19 protein-coding genes, 1 tRNA gene and 1 pseudogene are annotated in these 25,147 nt (G+C 68.5%); 8 read left to right on the forward strand and 13 right to left on the reverse strand.

The window, feature by feature from the left end; translation table 11 throughout:
- Positions 1–3: 3 nt before the first annotated feature.
- The 6 genes from ccoG (at position 4) to IPG63_01955 (ending at position 9,937) form a co-directional block, all read left to right on the forward strand.
- Positions 4–1,407 carry a cytochrome c oxidase accessory protein CcoG gene (gene ccoG / locus IPG63_01930; GenBank protein MBK6726012.1) on the forward strand — a complete coding sequence of 468 codons (1,404 nt, stop codon included), beginning with the start codon at positions 4–6 and terminating at the stop codon, positions 1,405–1,407.
- A gap of 8 nt (positions 1,408–1,415) precedes the next feature.
- Positions 1,416–1,904, forward strand: a complete 489-nt coding sequence (locus IPG63_01935; GenBank protein MBK6726013.1) for a FixH family protein — start codon at positions 1,416–1,418, stop codon at positions 1,902–1,904.
- A complete protein-coding gene (gene cadA / locus IPG63_01940; protein MBK6726014.1) occupies positions 1,901–4,291 on the forward strand; it encodes a cadmium-translocating P-type ATPase in 2,391 nt (796 codons plus the stop codon). Before IPG63_01935 ends, cadA begins: the two co-directional genes overlap by 4 nt.
- Positions 4,288–4,446 (forward strand): cbb3-type cytochrome oxidase assembly protein CcoS, encoded by a 159-nt coding sequence (gene ccoS / locus IPG63_01945; GenBank protein ID MBK6726015.1) that lies wholly within the window; start codon positions 4,288–4,290, stop codon positions 4,444–4,446. The genes cadA and ccoS overlap by 4 nt, the downstream gene beginning before the upstream one ends.
- Positions 4,443–5,168, forward strand: coding sequence for a sulfite exporter TauE/SafE family protein (locus IPG63_01950; GenBank protein ID MBK6726016.1), 726 nt, complete (start codon positions 4,443–4,445; stop codon positions 5,166–5,168). The genes ccoS and IPG63_01950 overlap by 4 nt, the downstream gene beginning before the upstream one ends.
- Before the next feature lie 218 nt (positions 5,169–5,386).
- Positions 5,387–9,937 carry a hypothetical protein gene (locus tag IPG63_01955; protein ID MBK6726017.1) on the forward strand — a complete coding sequence of 1,517 codons (4,551 nt, stop codon included), beginning with the start codon at positions 5,387–5,389 and terminating at the stop codon, positions 9,935–9,937.
- A gap of 71 nt (positions 9,938–10,008) precedes the next feature.
- Here the strand turns inward: IPG63_01955 and fnr are convergent, their stop codons facing one another.
- Positions 10,009–10,782 (reverse strand): fumarate/nitrate reduction transcriptional regulator Fnr, encoded by a 774-nt coding sequence (gene fnr, locus IPG63_01960; protein ID MBK6726018.1) that lies wholly within the window; start codon positions 10,780–10,782, stop codon positions 10,009–10,011.
- Between the two features lie 112 nt (positions 10,783–10,894).
- On the opposite strand from fnr, the gene IPG63_01965 reads away from it, so the two are divergent.
- Positions 10,895–12,655, forward strand: a complete 1,761-nt coding sequence (locus tag IPG63_01965; GenBank protein MBK6726019.1) for a hypothetical protein — start codon at positions 10,895–10,897, stop codon at positions 12,653–12,655.
- On the forward strand, positions 12,652–15,471 hold the full coding sequence (locus tag IPG63_01970; protein MBK6726020.1) for a protein kinase: 2,820 nt from the start codon (positions 12,652–12,654) through the stop codon (positions 15,469–15,471). The genes IPG63_01965 and IPG63_01970 overlap by 4 nt, the downstream gene beginning before the upstream one ends.
- Before the next feature lie 6 nt (positions 15,472–15,477).
- Here IPG63_01970 and IPG63_01975 read toward each other — a convergent pair whose 3' ends face one another.
- From IPG63_01975 to ruvB, 12 genes and pseudogenes are all read right to left on the reverse strand, one after another.
- Positions 15,478–16,590 carry an OmpA family protein gene (locus tag IPG63_01975; GenBank protein MBK6726021.1) on the reverse strand — a complete coding sequence of 371 codons (1,113 nt, stop codon included), beginning with the start codon at positions 16,588–16,590 and terminating at the stop codon, positions 15,478–15,480.
- Between the two features lie 181 nt (positions 16,591–16,771).
- Positions 16,772–16,847, reverse strand: a tRNA-Lys gene (locus tag IPG63_01980).
- A gap of 63 nt (positions 16,848–16,910) precedes the next feature.
- The gene (queC, locus tag IPG63_01985) at positions 16,911–17,585 is read right to left on the reverse strand and encodes a 7-cyano-7-deazaguanine synthase QueC (protein ID MBK6726022.1); all 675 of its coding nucleotides are present in this window, start codon (positions 17,583–17,585) and stop codon (positions 16,911–16,913) included.
- A gap of 25 nt (positions 17,586–17,610) precedes the next feature.
- A complete protein-coding gene (gene queE, locus IPG63_01990) occupies positions 17,611–18,303 on the reverse strand; it encodes a 7-carboxy-7-deazaguanine synthase QueE (protein MBK6726023.1) in 693 nt (230 codons plus the stop codon).
- A gap of 7 nt (positions 18,304–18,310) precedes the next feature.
- Positions 18,311–19,264, reverse strand: coding sequence for a tol-pal system protein YbgF (ybgF, locus tag IPG63_01995; GenBank protein MBK6726024.1), 954 nt, complete (start codon positions 19,262–19,264; stop codon positions 18,311–18,313).
- Between the two features lie 12 nt (positions 19,265–19,276).
- The gene (gene pal, locus IPG63_02000) at positions 19,277–19,792 is read right to left on the reverse strand and encodes a peptidoglycan-associated lipoprotein Pal (GenBank protein ID MBK6726025.1); all 516 of its coding nucleotides are present in this window, start codon (positions 19,790–19,792) and stop codon (positions 19,277–19,279) included.
- 71 nt (positions 19,793–19,863) lie between these two features.
- Positions 19,864–21,174: a Tol-Pal system beta propeller repeat protein TolB gene (gene tolB / locus IPG63_02005; protein MBK6726026.1), complete on the reverse strand. Its 1,311-nt coding sequence runs from the start codon at positions 21,172–21,174 to the stop codon at positions 19,864–19,866.
- Entirely contained in the window at positions 21,171–22,082 is a 912-nt protein-coding gene (locus IPG63_02010; protein ID MBK6726027.1) for a protein TolA, read from the reverse strand. Before IPG63_02010 ends, tolB begins: the two co-directional genes overlap by 4 nt.
- On the reverse strand, positions 22,072–22,518 hold the full coding sequence (gene tolR / locus IPG63_02015; GenBank protein MBK6726028.1) for a protein TolR: 447 nt from the start codon (positions 22,516–22,518) through the stop codon (positions 22,072–22,074). The genes IPG63_02010 and tolR overlap by 11 nt, the downstream gene beginning before the upstream one ends.
- 33 nt (positions 22,519–22,551) lie before the next feature.
- Positions 22,552–23,334: a protein TolQ gene (tolQ, locus tag IPG63_02020; GenBank protein ID MBK6726029.1), complete on the reverse strand. Its 783-nt coding sequence runs from the start codon at positions 23,332–23,334 to the stop codon at positions 22,552–22,554.
- Between the two features lie 3 nt (positions 23,335–23,337).
- Positions 23,338–23,736 carry a tol-pal system-associated acyl-CoA thioesterase gene (gene ybgC / locus IPG63_02025; GenBank protein ID MBK6726030.1) on the reverse strand — a complete coding sequence of 133 codons (399 nt, stop codon included), beginning with the start codon at positions 23,734–23,736 and terminating at the stop codon, positions 23,338–23,340.
- Positions 23,733–24,777 (reverse strand): annotated as a pseudogene (gene ruvB, locus IPG63_02030) (Holliday junction branch migration DNA helicase RuvB). The gene ybgC and the pseudogene ruvB overlap by 4 nt, the downstream one beginning before the upstream one ends.
- Between the last annotated feature and the right edge of the window lie 370 nt (positions 24,778–25,147).

Genomic DNA, 25,147 nt, shown 5'->3' on the forward strand with positions numbered 1-25,147 from the left:
GACATGTACGAGTCTGCGCCGAAGATCTACTCGCGAGAGGTCTCCGGGCGCTTCCAGAACCTGCGCCTGCTCGCGGTGTGGGTGCTGCTCGGGCTCTACTACCTGATGCCGTGGCTGCAGTGGGATGGGCGCCAGGCAGTGCTGTTCGATCTTCCGGCGCGCAAGTTCTACGTGCTCGGCCTGAGCTTCTGGCCGCAGGATTTCGTCTACCTCGCCCTGTTGCTGATCATCGCCGCGTTCGCGCTGTTCTTCTTCACCGCCATCGCCGGTCGGCTGTGGTGCGGTTATGCCTGCCCGCAAACGGTGTGGACCGAAGTGTTCATCGCGATGGAGCGCTGGTGCGAGGGCGACCGCGGCCGCCAGATGAAACTCGACGCGGCACCGTGGTCGCGCGCCAAGCTCCTGCGCAAGGGCGCCAAGCACACGCTGTGGATCGTGTTCGCGTTGTGGACCGGTTTCACCTTCGTCGGCTTCTTCACGCCGATCCGCGTGCTCGCGGGTGAAGTCGCCACGCTCACGCTTGGCGGCTGGGAGTGGTTCTGGATCGTGTTCTACGCGCTCGCCACCTGGGGCAATGCCGGTTTCCTGCGCGAGCAGGTGTGCACCTACATGTGTCCCTACGCACGCTTCCAGGGCGCGATGTTCGACCGCGACACCCTGGTCATCGCCTACGACGCCGAGCGCGGCGAGCCGCGCGGCGCACGCCGCAAGGGCACGCCGAGCGTGCTCGAACGAGCGAAGAGCGACCCCCTCCCGACCTCCCCCTCGCTGCGCGAAGGGGAGGAGCGGAGCGCGCTCGGCGACTGCATCGACTGCACCATTTGCGTCCAGGTATGCCCGACCGGCATCGACATCCGCAACGGCCTGCAATACGAGTGCATCGCCTGCGGCGCCTGCATCGACGCCTGCGACGGCGTGATGGACCGCATGGGCTACCCGCGCGGACTGGTGCGCTACGCCACGTTGAACACACTGGAGCGCAAGCCCGCGCAACTGCTGCGGCCACGGGTCGTGATTTACGGCCTGATCCTGCTGGCGCTGTGCGCCGGCTTCGCCTGGTCGGTGCTGACGCGCACGCCGCTGATCGTCGACGTGCTGCGCGACCGCAATGCGCTGTACCGCGTGCTTGCCGACGACGCCATCGAGAACGTCTACACCTTCAAGATCGTGAACAAGGACGTGCAGGCGCATCGCTATCGCATCCTGGTGCACAGCGCCACGCCGCTGACCCTGGCCGGCGGTGCCGGCGAAATCGAGGTCGCCGCCGAGGGCGTGGCCAGCGTTCCGGTGGCGGTGCAGGCGAGCGCGGGCAGCGTGCGCGGCATGCTGGAGATCGAGTTCGAAGTGCAGGCGCTCGATGCCGAAATGAAGCGCAGCCAGAAATCGCGCTTCTTCGGACCCTTGTGAGCGTTGACATGCATGCCTGGTACCGCCAGCCGGTGATGTGGATCGCGATCGCGCTGCCGGCGATTTCGGTGCTGGCCGGGGTTGGGTTGGCCATCACCGCGCATGGCGGCCTCGATGTCAGCCCCGATCCGGTACGCCGCGTTGCGCAAGTCCAGATCAGCGACCAGGGCGCAGACCGTCGCGCCCTGGAGCTCGGCCTGCACGCCGAGCTTGAGCTGGCAGCGGCCGCCGTGGTGGTGCAGTTCGCTGCCGGCAACACGCCACCCGCGACCAACGCTCTGTTGCTGATCGCGGTGCACGCTACCGATTCCGGGCAGGATCGCCGCATCCCGTTGTCGTCATGCGGCGCTGACCGCTATTGCGCTGACAGCGCACCCGGCAACGCCCGCTTTGATCTGGTGCTGGCCGACGCCGGCGGCACTTGGCGCATCGTCGGCGTACGCGAACTCGGCCAGCAGCGCGTCGCCCTGGCCCCGGCCTGGTCGGCGCCGCGATGAGCGCGAGCGCCTGCTACCACTGCGGTGAAGCGGTTCCGAGCCGGGCGCCGATCCGCGCAGAAATCGCTGAAGTCGAGCGCGGTTTCTGCTGCGACGGCTGTCGCGCTGCCGCCGAATGGCTGCATCAGGGCGGGCTCGGCGACTACTACGCGCTGCGCAGTTCGGCCTCGGCGCGGGTCGCGCCGGCGCCCGACTTCAGCGCCTGGGACAGCCGCGGATTCGCACGCCTGTACCTGCACGAGCACGACGGCATCAGCCAGTGCGACCTCAGCATCGGCAACCTGCGCTGCGCTGCGTGCGCGTGGCTGATCGACCGCGTGCTGCTGCGCATGCCCGGCGTGGTCGGCGTCAGCGTCGACCCGGCGACCACGCATGCGCGTCTGCGCTTCGATGCGACGCAGACGCCGCTCAGCCGCATCGCCGCGCAACTGGCAGCGCTCGGCTACGACCCGAAGATCGTCACCGACCCCGCCGACGCTGCCGCCGCGCGGCGGCTCTCGCTGAAGCGCGTGGCGGTGGCCGGGATCGGCGCGATGCAGGCGATGATGTTCACCGAGGCGCTGTACTGGGGCGCGGGCGAGCTGGATGTCGCCACCCGCGACTTCTTCCGCCTGCTGGCGCTGCTGATCACGACCCCGGTGGTGCTGTATTCGGGCCAGCCATTCTTCCGCGGCGCCTGGCGTGAGCTGCGCCTGCGCCAGCCGGGCATGGACATGCTGGTCGCGCTCGCGGTTGGGCTGGCCTATCTGGCCTCGCTGATGGAAACCGTGCGCGGCGGTCCGGTGGTGTATTTCGACGCCGCGGTGATGTTCGTGTTCCTGCTCGGCGCGGCGCGCCACGTCGAAAGCGTCGCGCGCGCACGCGCCAACGAGCGCCTGCAGCTGATCGCGAGCGCGCAGTATCCGTATGCGATGCGCCTCGATGCCAGCGATCGCTCGCAACCGGTGGCGCTGGCCGAACTGCAGGTCGGCGAGCGCATCCGCGTCGCTGGTGGCGAGTCGATCCCGGTCGACGGCGTGCTCGAGACCGAGGCGGCACGCGTCGATGAGTCCCTGCTCAGCGGCGAAACCACGGCGCAACCGAAACAGCCGGGCGAGCTCGTGCTTGCCGGCAGCATCGCGCTCGATGCGCCGCTTACGCTGCGCGTCTCTGCGGTCGGCACCGCAACCCGCCTCGGCCTGCTGCGCGCACAGATCGGCAATGGCCTGCACGCTGCCGCCGCGAGCACCGCGCCCGCGCGCCAGCTTGCCACCGGCTTCGCGCTGGCGATGCTGGCGCTGGCACTGGCGACGGCGCTGTATTGGGGCGCAACGGCGCCGGAGCGCGCCTTGCCGGCGGCGCTGGCCGTGCTCGCCGCCGCCTGCCCGTGCGCGTTCGCGCTGGCGCTGCCCACCAGCCTCGCCGCCGCGCACGCGATGCTGGCCGGCGCCGGCGTCATCGTCACCCGGCCGCAGGCACTGCAACGCGCCAGCGACATCGACCGTATTGTCATCGACAAGACCGGCACCCTGACCGAAGGCCGGCCGCGGCTGGTCGAGTGCATCGTGCTCGACCGCGACTACACGCGCGAAGACGTCCTCGCCATCGCCGCGGCGCTGGAGCGCGACCATCGCCATCCGCTCGCCCATGCCTTCCGCGAGTTCGACCGCGGCGACGCGGTGAGCGCCGTGCACGTCAGCGCCGGCTGCGGCATCGGCGGCTGCGTGGACGATCGCCACTGGCGCCTCGGCCGCGGCGACTGGCTCGGCCTGCAGGATGCCGGCGATCTGGTGCTGGCCGAGGGCGATCGCGCGGTGGCGCGCTTCGTCGTCGCCGACCGCGTGCGCGCCGAGGCAGCCACGGCGGTGGCGGGATGGCAACAGCAGGCGCTGGTCGAGATCCTTTCCGGCGACAGCGCCGAGCAGGTCGCTGCGGTCGCGGCACCGCTCGCCCTGGCCGCGCACGCACGCCAGACGCCGCAGCAGAAGCGCGCCATCATCGCCGCGCTGCGCGCCAAGGGCCACCGCGTGATGATGATCGGCGATGGCCTCAACGATGCCGAATCGCTGGCCGCCGCCGATGTCGGCGTGGCCATGGGCGGTGGCGCCGCGCTCGCGCACTGCCATGCCGACGTGCTGCTGCTGCGCGACGACCTGCGCCTGGTGCAGTTGCTGCTGGATACCGCGCGGCGCACGCGCCGCATCGCGCGGCAGAATGTGGCGTGGGCGATCGGCTACCACCTGGCGATCGTGCCGTTCGCGGTCAGCGGGCTGATGCCGCCCTGGCTTGCCGCCGCCGGCATGGCCGCGAGTTCGCTGCTGGTCACGCTCAACGCGCTGCGCTTGCGCCGGCGGCCGTCCGGCGGCGCACGCCCAGCGCTGCCGACACTGGCCGAGGCACACGCATGAACATCCTGCTGATCCTGGTGCCGGTGAGCCTGCTGCTGGTCGGACTGGCGCTGTACGCGTTCTTCTGGGCAGTCGACAACGGCCAGTTCGACGACCTCGATCGACCCGGCTTCGATCCGCTCGAGGACGATGCCGGCCGCAACGGCGACGCATGAGCTACCTGCCCGCTGCCTTCGCCGCGTTCGTCGCAGGTCTCGCCGCGAGCGCGCACTGCCTGGCGATGTGCGGTGCGATCAGCCTGGCGTTGGCGCGCTCCTCGCCGCCACGAGCGCGATTCGTGTTCGCGCGCCAGTTCGGCCGGGTTGGCGCCTACACACTGGCCGGAGCCGCGATCGGCGGGTTCGGCCAGGGTCTGCTGTTCGTCGGCGGCGCCGGCAAGGCCCGGCTGTTGCTGCAACTGCTGTTTGCGCTGTCGTGGCTGTGGCTCGCCGCGCGCTTGCTGCGCCCCGGCCTGCAGTTGCCCGGCGCCGCGCGCGCTGGGAGTGCGGCTTGGGCACGACTGCAGCCGCTGACGCGACGACTGCTGCCCGCCAGCACGCCGCTGCGCGCGGCGCTGCTCGGCGGACTCTGGGGCTTCCTGCCCTGCGGGCTGAGCTACGCAATGCTGCTGGTGGCCGGCGCTCAGGGATCGCTGACCGGAGGCGCCGCTGTGATGGCCGCATTCGGCAGCGCAACGGTGCTGCCGCTGTCGCTGCTCGACCTGGGCGGACAGCGGATCGACCGCGGTCGCCTGGCGCCGACGCTGCGCTGGTTCGCGGCGACCCTGGCGATCGCGCTGGCGCTGCTCAGCCTGTGGCTGCCATTGCAGCATCGCGGGCACGCGCACCCGACCAGCGTGTGGATGGCGCTCTCGGGTGCCGACTATTGCCTGCCTTAGTGCAACCCCGTCAGAACACATCGAACACCGTCGTACCCAGGAGCGCAGGCAGGCCCAACCGGTTCGCGGTTGCGAACAGCGAGCGCGCAAGGGGGCCGGCGAGTTCGCGTTTCTGAACTGGCTCAGCGGCGCTGAGCGCCAAGTTGTTGATATTGATACCCCTGTCGCCTGGCCCGCCACTTGCTGATTTGCGGCGAATCTCTTCGGGAGCCCCAGCGATGTTGCGTGCCGTTCTGTCTTGCCTTGCCCTACTGCTGCTGGCCTGGACCTGCCCGGCCGCGGCTACCACCCCGGTCTGGCAGACCGCGAGCCCGATGAACCATGCACGCTTCGGCCACACCCTCACCTTGCTGCCCGATGGCCGGGTGCTGGCGGTGGGCGGCCTGAACAACTCAGGGTATCTGGCCAGTGCCGAACTGTTCGATCCGGCCACCGAACAGTGGACGCTCGCGGCCAACAGTTCCAGCAGCACCCGCTACTTCCACACCGCAACCTTGCTGCCCACCGGCAAGGTGCTGATCGTCGGCGGCCGGCAGTCGTACGGTGGCGTGGCGTCCACCCACGATCTGTTCGACCCCGCGACCCTGCGCTTCGAACCGGCCAACTCCAGCATTGGCGCGATGGAGGGGCACGCTGCGGTGCGCCTGACGTCCGGTGAGGTCTGGTTGGATCACCAGGGCACGATCTGGATCTACCACCCGGGGCAGGACCGCTGGTCGCTCGGCCCGGGGTGGCAGCCGACGGGCTCCAGGCCCTATTCGTGGCCTTATGTCGCCGAGCGCCTGGGCAGCGACCAGGTAGTGGTCTCGCTGGGGATTTTCGGGACGGAGATCTACTCGCTGAGCACCGGCGCCGTGACCCAGGTCAACGGCGGGTCCGTTCCGATCAATAACAACGAGGGCAACTACGCCTTCCTGCGCCGCCCCAATGGCAGCGTGCTCGCTGCCTGGCAAACCCATTCCGCGCTGATCACTGCCGGCGGGTCGGTGACCACCACCCCCTACCCCGAGTTCCGCAATTTCGCCCCGTTGGTGGACAGCGAACTTGGGCCGCTGCTGATCGGCGGCTGGGAAGAGAACTACGTGAAACTCAGCTCGACGCGCCATTTCGACGGCGCGAGCTGGCAGACCGGGCCGGTGCTCAACGAGGCGCGCGCACGTGCTAGCGCGATCCGCCTGGCCGATGGCCGGGTGCTGGTCAGTGGCGGGCAAGGCAACACCGGAGGATATGGCTCACTCACCTCGACCGAAATCCTCGGCGCGCCGCTGGCCGATCCGGCCGATCTGGTGCTGGAGCCGCTGTTCGAGGAAACCGGCTTTGGCACCCACCGGGTACGGCTCAAGGTCCGCCACAACGGCCTCGGTAGCACCGCCCAGAGCGTGGCGCTGGCGCTGCAGCTCGATGCCGGGCTCACCCTCGACAGTGCGACGCCGACGGCCGGCAGCTTCGACGCGGTGCAGTCGCGCTGGACGTTGGGCACGCTCAACGTCGGCGCCAGCGCCGAGCTGGTGCTGGATCTGCACTTCGCCGACACCAGCCAAGCCGCCACGCTGGGGCTGGACGCCCAGCTCAGCGCCAGCGCCGGCAACCTCGATGCCGGCAACGATGATGCCCGCATCAACCTGCGCCTGCGCCTGCCCGACGTCGAACTCAGCCACAGCGCGATGCAGTTCGGCAGCGAACTGCGCTTCACCCTCGACGTGATGCACAACGGCGCGGTCGCGTTACCGTTCAGCGCCCTGGAAACCTACGCGCAGCTACCGGCCGGACTCACCTTTGTCGCCGCCATGCCGTCGCAGGGCCAGTACGACCCCCTCAACCAACGCTGGAATGTCGGCGCCCTGGCCCCCGGAGCCAGCGCACAACTGCTGGTGCGCGCCAGCGTCGACGTGCCGGATCAGGCAGCACACTTTGCCCTTCTGGCGGCGCTGTGGAGCAGCACGCCGGCCGATGCGGAGGCCATCAACAACAGCGCCACCGCCGAGATCGATTACACGCCGCTGACCCATCCGGCCACGCTCGGCGGGCGGGTCTGGTTCGATGTCGATGGCAACGGTCGGGAAGACGCCGGTGAGCAGCCCTTGATGAACCATCCGGTGTTCCTGCTGGCCGCGGGTGCCCCACTCGGCGTCACCATGAGCGACGGCAATGGCGAATACCGTTTCAGCAATCTGCCGCCGGGCTTCTACGATCTGCAGCTCGGGCTGCCGCCGAATCAGAACGACGGCAACGCCTGGCTGCCCAGCGCCCGGGTCGCCACCGGCGATCCCGGCAATGACAACAACCTCGACGGCAGCCAGCCGCTGCCGCTGCAGGCTGGGTTGATCCGCTATCCACTCGGCAGCACGGTCACGCTGGTCGAAGGCCAGCAGGTGCTGGACGTCGATGCCGGCCTGCATCGCGGGGTCAGTCTGTCGGGGCGGGTGTGGAAGGAACTGGATTCGCTGGGCAGCGAAGACCAGGGAGAACCCGGCGTGTTCGATCTGCCGGTGGTAATGCTGCGCGGCGGCGTGGAAATCGCCCGTACCAGCACCGATGCCGACGGTCGCTATCGTTTTCTCGGCGTCGCTTGCGCCTGTACCGGCACAACGTTCGACCTTGAACTGCAGTTGCCGGAACTCGACCTGCGTGCGCTCTCGCCCACCGGCGCGGTGAGCGACCCCAACACCGACAGCAACTTCGAGACGGCGCTGGTGGGTGCCGTGCAGGTAGGTCGCCTGCCGCTGGCTGCCGTGGGCATCGTCGAGCAGCGCGCCGAGCTGGATGCCGGCCTGCGCCGCGGCCGCGTGCGCGGGCAGGTCTGGGCCGACGTGGATGGCGACGGCATCCGCGAGAGCGGCGAGGGCCCGATTGGCGGTGTGCGGGTGGTGCTGATCGACGCCATCAACCAGGTGCGTGGCGATGTCACCACCGATCAGAACGGGCGCTACGCCCTTGACGATGTGCGCGCCAGCGAGTATCGCCTGTCGGTGCAGCTGCCGTTCCCGAGCAGCGGCGCCGTGACCGGGCCGACCCGCTGGAACCAGGGCCTGGACGATAGCCTGGACAGCGATTTCGCCGGCGATCAGCCGGTGCCTGCCAACCTGCTGCCTGGCGCGACCCGCGGGTTCTACAGTGCGGCCCCACCGGACCTGCTGACCAACGGCTGGAACGACACCGTCGATGCCGGACTGCATCCAGGTACGACGATCAGTGGCACGGTCTGGAAAGACCTGGCGCCGCTCGGCACCCGCGAAGACAGCGAGGCGCCGCTCGGCGGCGTGGAACTGCAGGCCGAGTTCGACAGCGGCGCACCGGCGCTGCAGACGACCACCGACGGCGCCGGCAACTACCGCTTCGAAGGGCTGAACTGCCTGTGCAATGGCGACAGCAGTGTGCGCATTCGGCTGACGGTGCCGCCACTGTTTGCCGCAGTGCCGGTGGGGCTCGGCAACGACCTGCAGCGCGACAACGATTTCGCCGCCAGTGGTGCCAACCAGGCGGTAACGACCGCCATCGCACTCGGCGCCAACCTCCAGCGCAACCACATCGACGCCGGGCTGACGCCGAGCGGGGCCGAGCTTCGCCTGAAACTGTGGGTCGACGTCGACAACGATGGCATCCGCGATCCGGACGAGCCGCCGGCGCTGGCCGTGCCATTGGCGTTGTACCGGCAGGGCGAAAGCACGCCGTTGACGCAGCGTGTGGCCGATGGCACCGAAGTGGTGTTTCCGCTCAGCGATGCAGGCGCGTACCGGATTGCCTGGGGAGGCATCGGCACCCTGGCGAACTTGGCGACGCCAAATGCTGGCGCCAGCGACTGGTACGACAGCGATTTCGACCCCGCCAACGCGCAGGGTAGCGAGGTGTTCTCGCCGTGGATCACGCTGGCGCTTGGCGAACGCGACGACAGCCTTGGTCTTGGCCTGCGCGATTTCGGCGGCCTGCTGACGGCCGTGGTCGACGGCAACGGCCAGGCGCTGGCGTTGCCACCCAGCGTGCATCAGCCCGACGCCACCTCTCCCGCACTAACGCCCTTCTCGCCAGGTACGGTCACGGGCACCAACACGATCGAATATGTCCTCTATCCGTCACTTCCACGCACCTTCACGGTACTCGCCATTGCGCCGCAGCCAGGGCGGATCCTGCTTGGCGCCAGTGCTGGCCATCCCGCCATCGACCCACCCAACTGGCGCAGCCATCCGCGCCGGCCGCGCCATCATCAGGGGTTTCCCTCCGATGCCTACTACCTGAGCGCGCTCGAAGCGGTGACCTTCGTGGTGGCGCAACCCCAGGCCACCGGCACCGCCTCATCCGGCCAGGGCACGGCGATGAACACCGGCAGCGGCGGCAACAAGCAGCTCAAGGCGGTGGGCGATTACACCGCCGTGGTCGACGTACCGGCCGGCGCGATCGAGCAGACTACCGAACTGTTCCTCAACCGCTACTCGCCGGGCAGCGGCGCCGCGCCGCGCACGCGCTGGCCGTCGGGCTGGATGCCGCTGGGCGTCGGTCTGCTTTGGGGCGCCACCTCGGGGCAGCCGGTCACGCCGCAGCAGGACGCCAGCGCGGTATTGCTCGCCGCCGAACTGCCGCCGCTGGCCGAACTGGCGCTGTTCCGCTACGACAGCGCCAGCGAAGAATGGCAGCCGCTGCCCGTCGCCTGCCCCGGTCGGACCCTGCAGCCCGGCATCGATGCCGGCAGCGTGATGTTCGAGGCCTGCAGGGAAGGCTGGTACGCGCTGTTCGTCGAGGGGCCGCTGTTCGAGGACAGCTTCGAAACGCAGTGAGGATCACGGGCCTGCACGCATCCAGATGTCTGGAACGAGATCTGCCCTCGACTTCGGCCCGCTGTGCCGGATCAACCGGCCGCGCGTTCGCAGGACGGCGGCGGCTCGCCGGCCAACTCGTCGAGCTTGGCGAAATCGAGAATGCGGATCTGCTTGCGGTTCACCGACAACACCCCGGCTTCCTCGAAGCGCGTGAACAGCCGGCTCACGGTCTCGACCACCAGGCCGAGGTAGTTCGCCAGCTCGTGCCGCGACATCGACAGTTCCAGCAACTCCGGGCTGCGATGCAGGTTGTGGTAGCGCTCGGACAGGCTGCGCAGGAACACCGCGAGCCGCTCCTGCGCCTGCTTGCGACCCATCATCATCAGATGTTCGTGATCGCGCACCACCTCGCGACTGGCGATGCGCATCAACTGGTGATACAGCCCCGGCACGCGCGTCGCGAACTCGTCGATCTGCGCGAACGGTACCTCGCACACCGACGAACGCTCCAGCGCTTCGGCATTGCAACGGTGCACGTCATCGCAGAGCGCGTCGAAACCGATCACCTCACCGGGCAGATGGAAGCCGAGCACCTGCTCCTCGCCAGCGTTCCCGGCCAGCGTCGTCTTGAACGAACCCGAACGCACCACGAACAGCGCCTGGAAGCGACCGCCACTGGAGAACAGCGCCTGGCCGCGATCGAGCGGACGGCGCGCCCGCACGATGCTGTCCAACGTACCCAATTCTTCCGGGGCGATCGAAGCCGGCAGGCACAAATCATGCAACGCGCAGGCGCGACAGGTGCGACGCAACTGCAGCAGATCGAGCGAGGGGATCGTGACAGGGCGCGGCGGCACAGGCATCGCACTAGTCTATCGGAGTCAACTCGATTGCGCCGTCAAACATCGCTTCCGCTTGCCGGCCAGCAACGCATCGCCAACAATGCCGGCGACGCCTTGGGAAGCCCCGCCCGCCATGCCCAACCTCTGCCGCGCAACCGCTGCCTGTGCCGCGCTGGCGCTGTGGCTTGCGGCCACACCGGCGCGAGCGGCGCAGGCGCTGCCGGTGGAGATCCGCGACAGTGGCGACGGCAGTTTTCTCGCCGCGAGCCTGCGGCTGACCCGTGCCGACGGCACCCTTGAGGTACGGCGGGCCGCGCAGGATGCCTCGCCGCTGCAACTCGACGACGGCACCTGGCAGGTTCGGGTCGAAGCGCCGGGCCACTGGCCGCTGCAGACCACGATCGAGGTCGGCTCCGACGCCACGCGCGCCCTGCAGTTGTGGCTGGACCCGGAGACCGCGTCGCGGGGCGCGGCGGCGTCCGCTGCGGCGGGCGCGGTGCAGATCGATGGGCGCGTGTTCGACCGAGCCACGCGCGAGCCTCTCGTCGCCGCACGGGTGCAACTGGAGAGCGTGAGCACGCGGACCGACGCCGAGGGTCGCTTCCGCATCGAGTTCGTGCTGGAGCCCGCGGCGTTCGAGCAGGGCCGCGCTGCGGAACTGCGCATCGGCGCCGGCGAGCGGGTGCAGACGCGTCGCCTGCGCCTGGTCCCGGGCACGCACCGGCTGCTGCTCGATCTCGACGGCGAAGCGCAGGCGCCGGCGGTGGACCATCACCTCGATGGCAACGACCTGCAGTGGCTGCAAGACGAGGCCGCCACCGACGCTCCGGCGGCACCGCAGGCGCCGATCCTGCAGCCACCCACTTCGCTGCGTGTCGGGTTCGCCGACGCCGCATTCACCACGCCCTGCTGCGTCGGCGCTTGCAGCACGGTCGCGGTGATGTCGCTGGAGACCTACGTCAAGCGCGGCCTCAACGACGAGTGGATCGCCAGCTGGAACGGCCACAGCCTGCGCGCGGGTGCCGTCGCCTATCGCAGCTATGGTGCCTGGCACGTCGCCAACCCGCGCAGTCCGAGCTACGACATCTGCTCCAGCGCCTGCTGCCAGATGAACGACCCCGACACCTCGGCCAGCACCAGCGCCGCGGTCGATGCCACCGCCGGCATCCTGCTCGAACGTGGCGGCAGCATTTTCCGCAGCGAATACTCGGCCGAGAACAACGCCTGGGACGATCCCAGCGACGGGCTTTCATGCAGCAATGCCGACCTCAGTTGCGGCAACGGCTTCGTCGGCTCGCCGGCTGCGAACTGGCCTTGCCTCGCCGACAGCGTCGCCAGCGGCCACGGCTGCTTCGGCCACGGCCGCGGCATGTCGCAGTGGGGCTCGCAGCGCTGGGCGATCAACGAAGGCCAGCGCTGGCCCTGGATCGTCGGTCACTACTTCAACGCCAGCGGGTTCGGCAGCGGGCTGCGCAGCGCGGTGCTGTCCTCGCCCTTGCGCATTGACGCGGCCACCCCGCTTCCGGCCAGCGCCGCGCCAGGCAGCACGCTGTCGCTGCAGCTCTCGCTCAGCAACCTCGCTGCACAGACGCATGCGCAGGTGTTCCTCGGTGCCAGTCTGTATCGCAGCGGCGTCGGCTACCTCAACGACCCCGGCAACGACATTGCGGTCGCACTGGTGCCCGGCGCCAATGCCGTCGCGCGCCCGTTCGTGATTCCGCCCGGCGTAGCCGACGGCAGCTACGACCTGATCGTCGCGCTCTACCTCGACATCGACGGCAACGCCGCCCTCAACAGCGGCGACCTCGCGCTGACCTCGGCCACCATCCCCGGCGCCGTGACCCTCACCAGCTCAGCGCTGCTGTTCACCGATGGCTTCGAGACGCCGCTGTGACCGCCGAGCGCGCGCGCGAATGGCTGTGCGATCTGTCGGCGCTCGACCCGGCGACGCGCGAATGCACCCTGGGCGAGTGGTGCGGCGGCGACCGCGAGCTGCAAGATGCCGCGCGGCAGCTGCTCCAGTCGCAGGACGCCCGTTCGGCATCGGACGACGCCGTCGACGCCATCCTCGGCACGCCGCTCGGCGAACGCTTCGCGGCCCTGCTCGCCGCCTGCCCGCCCAGGCTCGGCGAACGCGTCGGCTCGGTGCGCCTGGAGGGATTCCTCGGGGAAGGCGGCATGGGCCGCGTCTATCGCGGCTTTGACGAAAAGCTGCAGCGTGCCGTCGCGGTCAAGACCATCCGACTCGAGCACAGTTTCGGCCGCGAAACACGCACCCGTTTCCGACGCGAGGCGCTGGCACTGTCGCGGCTGAACCATCCGGCGATCTGCCAGATCCACGACCTGATCGAGACTGGGCATGCGGACTACCTGGTGCTGGAACTGGTCGATGGCGTGACCCTGCGCCGCCATGCGCAACAGGGGATCGAGCGATCGCGCGCACTCGCGATCGCCGCCGCGATCGCCGACGCGCTCGCCGCCGCGCACGCGCAAGGCATCGTGCATCGCGACCTCAAGCCCGACAACGTGATGATCACCGAAGACGGCGCGGTGAAGATGCTCGACTTCGGCATCGCCCGCCTCGAAGTCGATGTTCCCGTACTGCCCGCCGCTACGCAGGCCGCCGTGGGAATCGAAGTACGGGAACTGGCACCGGGCGCGGCCGGCGATGAAGATACCCAGCCGCTTGCGTCCATGCCGGCGCCCTCGGAAACGGGTTTCCACACCGCGCAGGGCTCGCTGATCGGCACGCTCGCGTACATGAGCCCGGAGCAGGCCAGAGGACTGCCGGTGACGGCGGCCACCGATGTCTTTTCGCTGGGATTGCTGCTGCGCGAGCTGTGCAGCGGCCGCCCGGCCTACCCGCGCGACAGCACCCACGAGGAACTGGTGCAGCGCGTGAGCGCCGCCGACGTGCAGCCGATCGATGATGCGCCCGCGCCGCTTCGTGCGCTGCTCGCACGCATGACCGCGCGCGATCCGGCCGAGCGGCCGGACGCCGCCACCTGCAAGCAAGCGTTGCAGGCACTGATCGATCTGCCGCAGCGCCAGCAGCGACGACGGCGCCTGATCGCCGGTCTGGCGCTGGCCCTGCTCGCGGTCGTCGCCAGCGCCTTCGGCAGTTGGTGGCTGTCGCGGCCGCAACCGCTGCTCGCGAGCGGCGGCAAAGCGGTGGTCGCGGTGCTGCCGATCGAAAACGCCACCGGGTCGCGCTCGTATGACTGGGTCGGCACCGGTCTGACCGAACTGGTGTTGCGCCAGCTCGACCATCTCGATCCGATCGAGGTACTGCCAATGGCGCGCTTGCAGCAGCGCATCGAGGCGGTCGGTACGCTGCAGCGCGGCGACACGCGTGGGCTCGAGGCACTGCCGCAACAACTGGGCACGCACCTGGTGATCGTGCCGCGCGCACTGTCCACGAGCGAGGGCCTGCGCCTGGAGTACCGCAGCGTCCGTGCCGGCGGGCGCGCTGGCCCCTGGCAAGGCGTGGTCGCGCGCGAACCGACCGATGCCGCCGACCTGCTGGCGCAGCAACTGGCGCGACGCCTGTCGCCGCAATCGGCAACGATCGAACTGCGCGACCGCTTCGCCTCCGATCCGATGACCAACCAGCTCTACGCGCTCGGGCTGGATCGGCTGCGACACGGCGGTGGTGGCGTCGCCGAGCCGTATTTCCGCATCTGCCTGGACCGCGAGCCCAGCTTCGCCTGGGCGCAACTGCAACTCGCCGAGTCCCGGTATCGCGCCGGCCAGGTCGAGGCGGCGCTGGCTGCGGCGGATACGGCGCTGGCCGAAGGCAAGCGCAGCGGCGACCGCGGCCTGGTGCTGCAGGCGGCGCTGCTCCGCGGCCAGGCACTCGCACACCTCGGCCGCGCGGCGGAGGGCGAGATCGCGGTACGTGAAGCGCTTGCGGCCGACCCGAGCCCCGACGCGCTGGCCGATGCGCTGGTCCTGCTCGGCCAGATCGCCTGGGAGCGCGGCGATCTCGATACCGCCGAGCGTCAGCTCGATGACGCGATCGTACGGCTGCGCACCGGCGGCGACCCGGCCCTGCTGGCGCGGGCACTGCGCGCACGTGGCGTGGTGGCCGACTCACGCTGGCAGCTCGACCGCGCGATCGCGCTGTTCCAGGAGGCGCTGGTGCTGGTCCCGGCCGGCGCACGTCCCTCGCAGCGCGCCAGCATCCTGAACAGTCTCGGCATCTCGCAGCACTACGCCGGCGACACCGAGGCCGCGCTCGCCTCGCTGCAGGAGGCGCTGCGGCTCAATGAGGCACTCGCCAACCCGACCCGGATCGCGGCCAACCTGAGCAACCTCGGTGACCTGCAGCTCACCCTACGCGACTGGCCTGCAGCCCGCGCCACGCTGGAGCGCGCAATCGCGCTGTATGCCCAGATCGGAATGCCGCGCGGCATGCAGTCGGCGCGCATCAACATGGCCAACACCCTGATCCACCTCGGCGACATCGACCGTGCCGAAACCGAGCTCGCCGCCGTGCGCGCGCTCGGCCTCGACACCGACTGGCTCGAGCACTCGCTGGCCGCGATCATCGCCCATCGCCGCGGGCGGTTTCCGGCCGCACTCGCGCTCATGCAGCGCGCCAGGGACGCCGCCGGCAACGACTGGCAGGCGAACCACGAACGCACCCTCGGAATCCTGCGCGAGAGCGCCGCCAGCGGACGCGCGCTCCCGCTCAACGACGACTGGTAGGTGCGATCAGCGCGCGCCCGACAGGCAGGCCTGGACCACCTTCAGGCAATGCGCGTCGCCGTAACCCTCGGCCTTGCGACAGGCCCGGCACTGCTGGCCGCCGTAGTTGCCGCTGCCGCTCGCCATCGCATCCTCGAACTCATCGCAGGCATCGGCGTCGAAGTCGAACTCCATTTCCTCCAGCGTCTCCTCGATGCACTCGATCGTCGCCAGGCTCTTGCGCCCGGTGGTGGACTGACACATCAGTTCGCAGGCGCCGCCCGCCATCGGCGCGGTGGCGGCCGCGCCGCTCGGCGCCGATGCCAGCCCTGCCTGTGCCATCGCACCCGAGACGATGCTCGCGACATCGCCGTCGTCGTGGTCGGTGACGCGCACGCCGCCGGAAGCGATGTCCACCCGCGCCTCGTCGGTGCTGACACCGCCGGCATCGATGCTGGCCTCGTTGGTGACGATGCGATCGCCGCTCACCAGCACCTGGTCCGGCCCGAGCGCAACGCCCTCGCGGGTGGCGAGCTGGATCTCGACGCGACGGTTGCGCGCGCGCCCCGGCGGGTTGTCCGCGCCATTGGCCAGCGCATTCGCCGCAATCGGATGTTTCGCCCCAACGCCATGCCCGACCAGCACGCCGAAAGGAATGCCCTCGGCCTCGTGCAGATGGCGGATCACCGCCAGCGCCCGCTCGCGCGACAGCCGCGCGTTGTAGTCGGCACCGCCCAAGGCATCGGTGTGGCCGATCACATGCACCGCGCCGACCGCCTTGGCACGGATCAACGTCGCCACCTGGGCCAGCCGCGCGCGGGCGGCAGCGGTCAGCCGCGTGCTGTCGAAATCGAACAGCACGTCACCTTCGAGATTCACCTGGATGCGGTCGCCGACCACCACTGCGCCCAGCCCGATCAGCACCGACTCGGTGTCGGTGTGCACGCCGACTGCACCCCCGCGGCGCCAGTCACCCGCCACCACCACGCTGTCGTCGGCATCGTCGACGCGCACGCTGTCGCCGCTGACCACCACCGACTCCGTCTCCGACAGCACCGAAACGCCTTGCGCCCACGCGGGCGCGCCCATCAACATCGTGGCCAGCGCCACCCACCCGGCCCTCATCGCTACGCTTTTCATGGAGTTTCTCCCCGACAATCGCGCGGTCATCCGCGTCGTGAACGAACAAGCACGCCGCCACCCGGCGGCGGCAGTCCGATGGTACTCCTTCACGAATTCGTCACGGCCGAATGGACACGAGCCGATGCCCGCCGAAGGCCGATGCTGGCCCGAATCGTCTCGCGTCCAGGCGCGGTGGGAATGGTGGGTCGTGGCAGACTCGAACTGCCGACCAACGGATTAAAAGTCCGATGCTCTACCGACTGAGCTAACGACCCAAAGCGCACGCCCCCGGATGGGGGCGCGAAGTGTAGGTGAGCACTGGTGAACGCTCAAGGAAATCATGCCGCACGGTACCGCGTCGGGTCGGCCACGCCGGCATCAACGAAACCCTGACGGCGCAGGCGGCAGGCGTCGCAGCGGCCGCAGGCAAGGCCTTCGACGTCGGCCTGATAACACGACACCGTGTTCGCGAAATCGACGCCGTGGGCGAGTCCGGCGCGGACGATGTCGGCCTTGCTCATCGCCATCAACGGTGCGTGCACGCGAAAGCGCGTGCCTTCGACGCCGGCCTTGGTCGCCAGATTCGCCAGTTGCTCGAAAGCGCGAATGAATTCGGGGCGGCAGTCGGGATAGCCGGAATAGTCGACCGCGTTGACGCCGCAGAACAGGTCATGCGCGCCGAGCACCTCGGCCCAGCCGAGCGCGACCGACAACATGATGGTGTTGCGTGCCGGCACGTAGGTCACCGGAATGCCGAAACTCGCCGTCTCCGGCACGGCGATGTCGTCGGTCAGGGCCGAGCCGCCGAGCATGCGCAGATCGATGTGCACGACCTTGTGCGCGACCGCGCCGAGCGCCGCGGCGTTGCGGCGCGCGGCGTCGAGTTCGGCGTGATGGCGCTGGCCGTAATCGACGCTGAGCGCATGGCAATCGAAGCCCTGCGCGCGCGCGATCGCCAGCGTGGCGACCGAGTCCATGCCGCCCGAGACCAGGACCACGGCACGCGGGCGCATCGGCTGGAGATCAATCGCGGTCATCTCAGCGCCCCGGCGTGTCGCCCCAGAGCTGCTTGTGCAGCTGGAGCTGGAAGCGCACCGGCAAGCGGTCCGCGAGGATCCACTCGGCCAGGTCACGCGGCGCGATCTGGCGATGGCTAGGTGAAAACAGCACCTGGCAGCGCTGCGGTAGCGAATGCTCGCGTACCATCTGCGCTGCCCACTCGTAGTCGGCGCGCGAACACAACACGAACTTGATCTGGTCGTGCTGCGTCAGCAGCTGCAGATTCGCCAGGCGGTTGCGTTCGCACTCGCCCGAGTCCGGCGTCTTGACATCCACCACACGCGAGACACGCGCGTCGACCGCGGCGATATCGAGTGCACCGCTGGTTTCGAGCGACACGCGGTAACCGGCTTTGCACAGCGCCGCGAGCAGATCGAGGCAGGCACGCTGTGCCAGCGGTTCGCCGCCGGTGACGCAGACATGGTCAACGCCGAAACTGGAGACTCGCTCCAGGATCGCGTCGAGCGTCCACCACTCGCCGCCGTAAAACGCATACGCGGTATCGCAGTAGCTGCAGCGTAGCGGACAGCCGGTGAGACGGATGAACACGGTCGGCCAGCCGACGGCGTCGGCTTCACCCTGCAGCGAAAGGAAGATCTCGGTGAGTTTGAGCCGCGCTTCGCCGGTTGCCGTGCCGGCCCCGGAATCCGCGGCCGTAACGGCGGCGACCATCATCGGTCTACGGCGTCTTGCCTTCGAGACGCAAGGCACGCAGGCGCCCCTGCGCCAGCCGCGATACGGTCGAATCCGGATAGCGCGCGACGACTTCGTTCAACGCCGCCTCGGCCGGCGCCCACTGCTTCAACTCATACAGGCAGTAGCCAACCTTGAGCATCGCGTCCTGGGTCTTCGCGCTTTGCGGATAGCGCGACAGCAGCGAGCGGAAAGTATCGAGCGCGATCTGGTAGTTCTGGGTCACGTAGTACGACTCGCCCAGCCAATAGGTCGCGTTGTCGGCCAACTCGCCTTCCGGATACTGCTCGAGGAAGGCCGAAAAGCGCCGTGCCGATTCGGCATAGCGGCCCTCACGCAGGGCGTCGAACGCGGTGTCATAGGTCGCCTGTTCGCCGACCTGCGGGATCATCGTCGTCGCCGTGGCCGGCATGGGCTCGGTCGGCGCTGCGGTGATCGGCGCGGCGGGCGCGGTCGCGACTTCGAACTCCGCACCGGTGGCGGGAAGCGGTGGCGCGGGCTCGGCCGCAGGGTCCATCGTCAGCTGCCCCGGAGCCGCGGGCGTTGCCGGAATTTCCTGGACTTGTCCCGGCGCCAAGGGCGCGGCGGGTTCGGCAGGCGGTGCGGTGGACGCCGGCGCCGGATTGCCCTCGAGGCGACTGAGGCGCGAATCGAGATCGATGTACTGATCGCGGCTGCGCTTCTTCAGTTCCTCGATTTCGAATGCCTGTTGTTCCACCAGCCCGCGCAGCGACTGCACTTCGGACTGGAGATCATCGATACGGTTCAGCAGATCGACGGCGGACTGGGCACCGCCTTGACCCTGGGTCTGGGCTTCGAGCCGGGCGACGCGCTCAGCGAGACTCAGACGACCCGTCTGGGCATGCACCGACCCCGAAAACGACGTGGCGGCGACCAAGGCCGCCGCCACGAGGGGTCCACGAAACAGTGAACCGGACATCGTCATCGCTTCTTACTTCGCCGTGTAGACGATTTCGACGCGACGATTCTTGCCCCAGCAGTCTTCCGACGAGTCGGCGCAGGTCGGGCGCTCTTCACCGTAGGAGACGACGTTCAGCTGCGAAGCCGAACCGCCATTGGCCTGCAGCGCCGAGGACACGGCGTTGCCGCGACGCTCGCCGAGACCAAGGTTGTACTCGCGCGAGCCGCGCTCGTCGGCATGGCCTTCCAGCGTCATCGCTGCCGACGGACGGTCGGTCAGGTACTTGCCATGGCAAGCCAGAATGGCCTGGGCTTCAGCACGGATTTCGGCCTTGTCGAAGTCGAAGTAGACCACGCGCTGACGCAGGCAGCTGTCGGAATCGAGTTCGTCCGGGGTGAACTTGCCATCGTCGACCGGAGCGGTCGCGGTCGGGGTCGGGGTCGGCTCCGGAGTCGGCTCGACCGGCTTCTCATCACCACGGGTCTTGCAGGCGGACAGGGCGACCATCATCGCCATGGACAGGACTACGCGCATCGGGTTGTTCATTGTATTTCCTCGAGGTTTTTTTGGTAAATCCACAGGGGCACAGCAGAGCGCGAACTCTAGCGGCGCACGTCTTAACGCTGCCGGAAGGGCCCCCACGCAGGTTCGCGCACGTCGCCATCCGCCAGCACCAGACGCTGCCGCACCCGCCCGTCGGCGGATACGGCGAACAGCACGCCGCGCTTTCCTTCGCGTGCGGCGTACAAAATCATGCTTCCGTTCGGCGCGAAACTCGGGGACTCATCCAGGTTCCCGGGCGAGATCAGGCGCATTTCCCCAGCCCCGCCGCGCGACCGATCCAGAACCGCAATACGATACACATTTCCGCTGCCCTGTGCCATAGCCAGGGTCTTGCCCTGATGGCCGAGGGTGGCGCGGGCATTGTACTCACCGCTGAAACTGACCCGGGTGGCGTCACCGCCGGTGGCCGCGACACTGTAGATCTGCGGCTTGCCGGCGCGGTCCGAGGTGAACATCAGCGTCGCGCCATCGGGCATCCACACCGGCTCGGTGTCGATCGAGAAATGCCGGGTGATCTGGGTGGTGCGGCGGCTGGCGATGTCCATCACGTAGATTTCGGGATTGCCCGAGTGCGACAAGGTCAGGGCCAGCTTTGAACCGTCAGGCGAAAACGCCGGCGCGCCGTTGATACCGCGGTAGGCGGCAATGACCTGGCGCGACCCGGTGGTCAGCTCCTGAAGGTAGATCGAGGAATTGCCGCGCTCGAAGCTGACATAGGCAAGGCGCTTGCCATCCGGCGACCACGCCGGCGACAGCAGCGGCTCGCGCGAGCGCACCACGGTCTGCGGGTTGTGGCCGTCCGAGTCGGCGACCATCAACGCGTACTGCGTGTCCTTGCCGACGCCGGTGGCGGTGACGTAGGCAACGCGCGTCCAGAACGCGCCGCGAACGCCGAGGATCTTCTCGTAGATCAAATCCGCGATCTGGTGCGCGGCGCCGCGCAGGTCGTTCGGGCGGGCACCGATCGCAAGCCCGAGCAAGCGCGTCTGGCGGGCCGCGTCGAACAGTTCGAACTCGATCCGCAGCGCGCCGGCGTCGGCGTCGGAGATGCGACCGATCACCAGGAAATCCTGCTTGAGCAGGCGCCAGGTGGCGAACTTCACGTCGCCCGGACGCGCCGGAAACTCGACGATGTCGGCCCGCCCGAGGGCGCGAAACTGACCGCTGCGATTCAGATCGGCGCCGATCACCGCGCTGAGGTCGGTGTCCGGCGGCATGCCGGTGCCTTCGAATGCGAACGGCACCACCGCGACCGGAATGGCAGCGCTGCTGCCCTGCACCGGATCGACCATCAGTCCCTGGGCCAGCCCGATGCGGGCGGTGAGCAGGCCGATTGCAACGAGGAGCCAGTGGAATCGCTTCATTGGATGCAGATCTCTCTTGGATAACAGAACGGGATGGTCACGACGCGCTCGAATACCGACTCGAATCCGCGATAGGGCAAGGGCTCGCGTTGCACCGCCGCTTCGACGCTGCGGATGACCAAGGGGTCGCCGAAGCAGGTCGAGGAGTTCACCTCGATCACGTCGCCGCCAGGAATCTGCTTGACCGTGAGCATGCAGCGAAAACCCTCGCGTAGCGTGTCTGGCCGCCGCCAGTTGCGATCAGCCCACTGACTTATGGCAACAATGTACTGACCCTTCAATGAATCGTCGCGGCCATTGGTTCCGGCGCGCTGCGCTTCCGCCGCCGTGAGCTCGGCCATGCGCTGCTGCTCGAGCGCGCGCTGCTTGTCGGCGTCGGTCTGTTTCTGTTTGTCCTGCAGCTGCGCCAGCTTCATTTCCTCGATCTTGCGCTTGCGCTCGGCTTCCTCGCGCAGCTTGCGGATGTCGTCGAGCTGCTTTTGTCGCTCGCGCTCCATCTCGGTCAGTTGATCCTGGCGGTCGAGATCGACCTGCTGTTGCTTGCGCAGTTCTTCCTGCTCGCGCTCGGCCTTCTCCAGCGCCTCCGCCGCCAGCCGCACCTTCTCCTGGTCGATGCGGTCCTGCGCCGGTGCCGGCTTCGGTGGTTCCGGATCCACCGGTCGTGGCGGCTTCACCGGTTGCGGCTTCGCTGCCGCCGGCTTTGGCTTCGCCGCCGCCGCCGGCAGCGGCGGCGCGGTGAAATCGACCAGCACCGCCTCGATCACCGGACCGGCGACATCAGCCGGCTGCACGCTCGGCTTCAGCCACATCGCTACCAGAACCAGCAGCACCAGCCCGCCATGCAACAGCAGCGAACCGCCAAAGGCCAGCAGGGTGTCGTCGCGGCGTTCGACGTTCTCAGCGCGCATTCGCCTTCTCGCCCGCCGGCTGGCTCATCAGCCCGACCCGCGGCACGCCGGCCTGCTGCAGCACCACCATGATTTCGTAGACACGGCCATAGTCGATGCTCTGGTCGCCACCGACCAGCACCGGCACCTTCGGGTTCTGGCGGATGAAGGCCGCGATCTTGCTGCCCAGCTCGGGCATCTCGATGGTTTCGCGTTTCTCGTCGCCAAGGGTCAGGTACAGGGTGCCGTCGCGGGCAATGCTGACCAGCACCGGCTCGGAGTCCAGCGACACCGACTTGGCGTTCGATTCCGGCAAGTCGATGTCGACGCCGAGATTGAGCATCGGCGCGGTGACCATGAAGATGATCAGCAGCACCAGCATCACGTCGATGTAGGGGACGACGTTGATCTCGGACTTGAGCTTGCGGCGCTTGCGATGTCTACCGGCGGTGGCCATGGCCGCTCCAACGTCCGGGGCGCGTGCGCGGGGTCAATGGTTGTCCTCGACGTGGGCCTGGCGCTGCAGGATCGAGGAAAACTCTTCCTGGAACGCATCGAAACGCACGTTCAGGCGCTCCACCAGGTTCGAGAAGCGGTTGAACGCCCACACCGCGGGGATTGCTGCGAACAGGCCCATCGCGGTTGCGATCAGGGCTTCGGAAATCGGCGGCGCCACGGTCGCGATGGTCGCGGTCTTGGCGGTGCTCAGGTCCATGAACGCGATCATGATGCCCCAGACCGTGCCGAACAGGCCGATGTAGGGCGAGATCGAGCCGACGTTGGCGAGAAACTCGAGGTCCTTCTCCAGGCGATCGACCTCGCGCCCGGCGGCTGCGCGCATCGCGCGCTGGGCGCCTTCGACCATGATGCGCGGGTCCATCGTGCGTCGCGAGCGCAGGCGCGCGAACTCGCGGAAGCCGGCCTCGAAGATGCCGGCGAGCCCTTCGCTCTCTTTGCCCGGCGCCGAGACTTCCTTGAACAGCGCGGCCAGATCGCCACCGGACCAGAAGCGTTCCTCGAACTCGTTGGCACGCTTTTTCGAGCGCTCCAGGATGCTGCGCTTGCCGAGGATGATGGTCCAGCTCATCAGCGATGCGGCCAGCAGCAGGCCCATGACCAGCTTCACCGGCAACGACGCACCGAGGACGAGTTTGAGAATGTCGAAGCCGCCATCCGGCGGCGCAATGGCGGCGACCGCCTGGGCCGTCTCTGCCAATTCGATCGGCGCCGTCGCACTGGCTGCGAGGCTGAGCAGGGTCCACACTGAAGGCATCGTTTACTCCGCAAACAAGTCCGCCGGCAATGCCGTCGGACGGAAGGATTCGGCGTTCACGCAGGCAGCCAGCACTTCGGCGTCGAGCAGCAGTTCGCCGCTCCCGGCCTTGCGCACTTCCTGCATGAATCGGAGACTGGCCCCGCGCTGTCCGACCAGGACGCAGCTCGCGAGCAACTCGTCGTCAAGCTGCGCGGGGCGGCGGAAGGATAGCGAAAGCTTGCTGACCACGAACACCAGTCCGCGCTCGCGCTTCAGCCGCGATTGATCCACACCGATGCTGCGCAGCCATTCGGTGCGCGCACGCTCGAGGAATTGCAGGTAGCGGGCGTGGTAGACGACGCCGCCAGCGTCGGTATCCTCGTAGTAGACCCGAACCGGCCAGACGAATGGCGTGCTCACTCGCTGGTCCCGAACAGGTCCGGCAGCGGCGCATCGGCGCGGCGCGGCGGGTTCAGGCCGAAGTGCCGGTAGGCCTTGGCGGAAGCCATGCGACCGCGAGCGGTGCGGATCAGGAAACCTTGCTGGATCAGGTAGGGCTCGATCACGTCCTCGAGCGTGCCGCGCTCTTCGCTCAGCGCCGCCGCCAGCGACTCGACCCCGACCGGGCCACCGTCGAAGTTCTCGATGATCATCGTCAGCATACGCCGGTCAAGCGTGTCGAAACCTTCGTCGTCGACCTTGAGCATGGCCATGGCCTGCGCCGGCGATATCGCGGTCGATGTGGCCGGCGCCGCGCACTTCGGCGTAGTCGCGCACGCGCCGCAGCAGGCGATTGGCAATGCGCGGTGTGCCGCGCGAGCGCCGTGCGACCTCGTCGGCGCCTTGGGCATCGCACTGGATGCCGAGGATGCGCGCCGAGCGCGTGACGATATGCGCCAGCTCGGCGCGCTCGTAGAACTCCAGCCGCTGGACGATGCCAAAGCGATCGCGCAACGGCGCCGTCAGCAGGCCGGCACGGGTGGTCGCGCCGATCAGGGTGAACGGTGGCAGGTCGAGTTTGATCGAGCGTGCTGCTGGGCCGTCGCCGATCATGATGTCGATCTGGAAGTCCTCCATCGCCGGGTACAGCACTTCCTCGACCACCGGCGACAGACGATGGATCTCGTCGATGAACAGCACGTCGTGCGGCTGCAGGTTGGTCAGCAGCGCAGCGAGATCGCCGGCGCGTTCCAGCACCGGTCCGGAGGTGGAGCGCAGGTTCACGCCGAGTTCGTTGGCGATGACCTGCGACAGCGTGGTCTTGCCGAGGCCGGGCGGCCCGAAGATCAGCACATGGTCGAGCGACTGCGCCCGCCGCTTGGCCGCCTCGACATAGATCGCCATCTGCTCGCGCACCGGCGCCTGGCCGATGTACTCGGCCAGGCGCTTCGGACGGATGCTGGCCTCGACGGCTTCGTCTTCGCGCGTTGCGGTAGCAGAGCTGAGGCGGGTATCGGTCATGGTTGGGGGTCGGTGCTTCCCGGGCTTGAGACGGGGCCCTGACCGGTGCGCGTCAGGGGCTCACACCACCGGACATGCGTTTTTGCTGGGGTTGGAAGGGGGCATAGGGTGGGGACGAAGTAGCGAATCGCGGGGGGAGCGCTTTGCTGCAGTCCGGAGCAAAGGCGCGACCGCTACGTGCGACTGGCAACTCGGGATTGATCCGAGCTTGCGAGGTTGCGGTAGCGGCCCTGGACTGTGCCAGCGTTGCCAGAAGCATTTGCGGATGTGACGCGCGTCCATCCTTCCAGGGGACTCGGTCTTGCTGGGTAGGAGTGCGTCCCAGCCATGCGTTGTTCGCGCTGGTCACTGGGGGAACGGATGGCATGCT

The sequence above is a fragment of the Lysobacterales bacterium genome (genome assembly GCA_016703225.1).
In the GTDB taxonomy this organism is placed as follows: domain Bacteria; phylum Pseudomonadota; class Gammaproteobacteria; order Xanthomonadales; family Ahniellaceae; genus JADKHK01.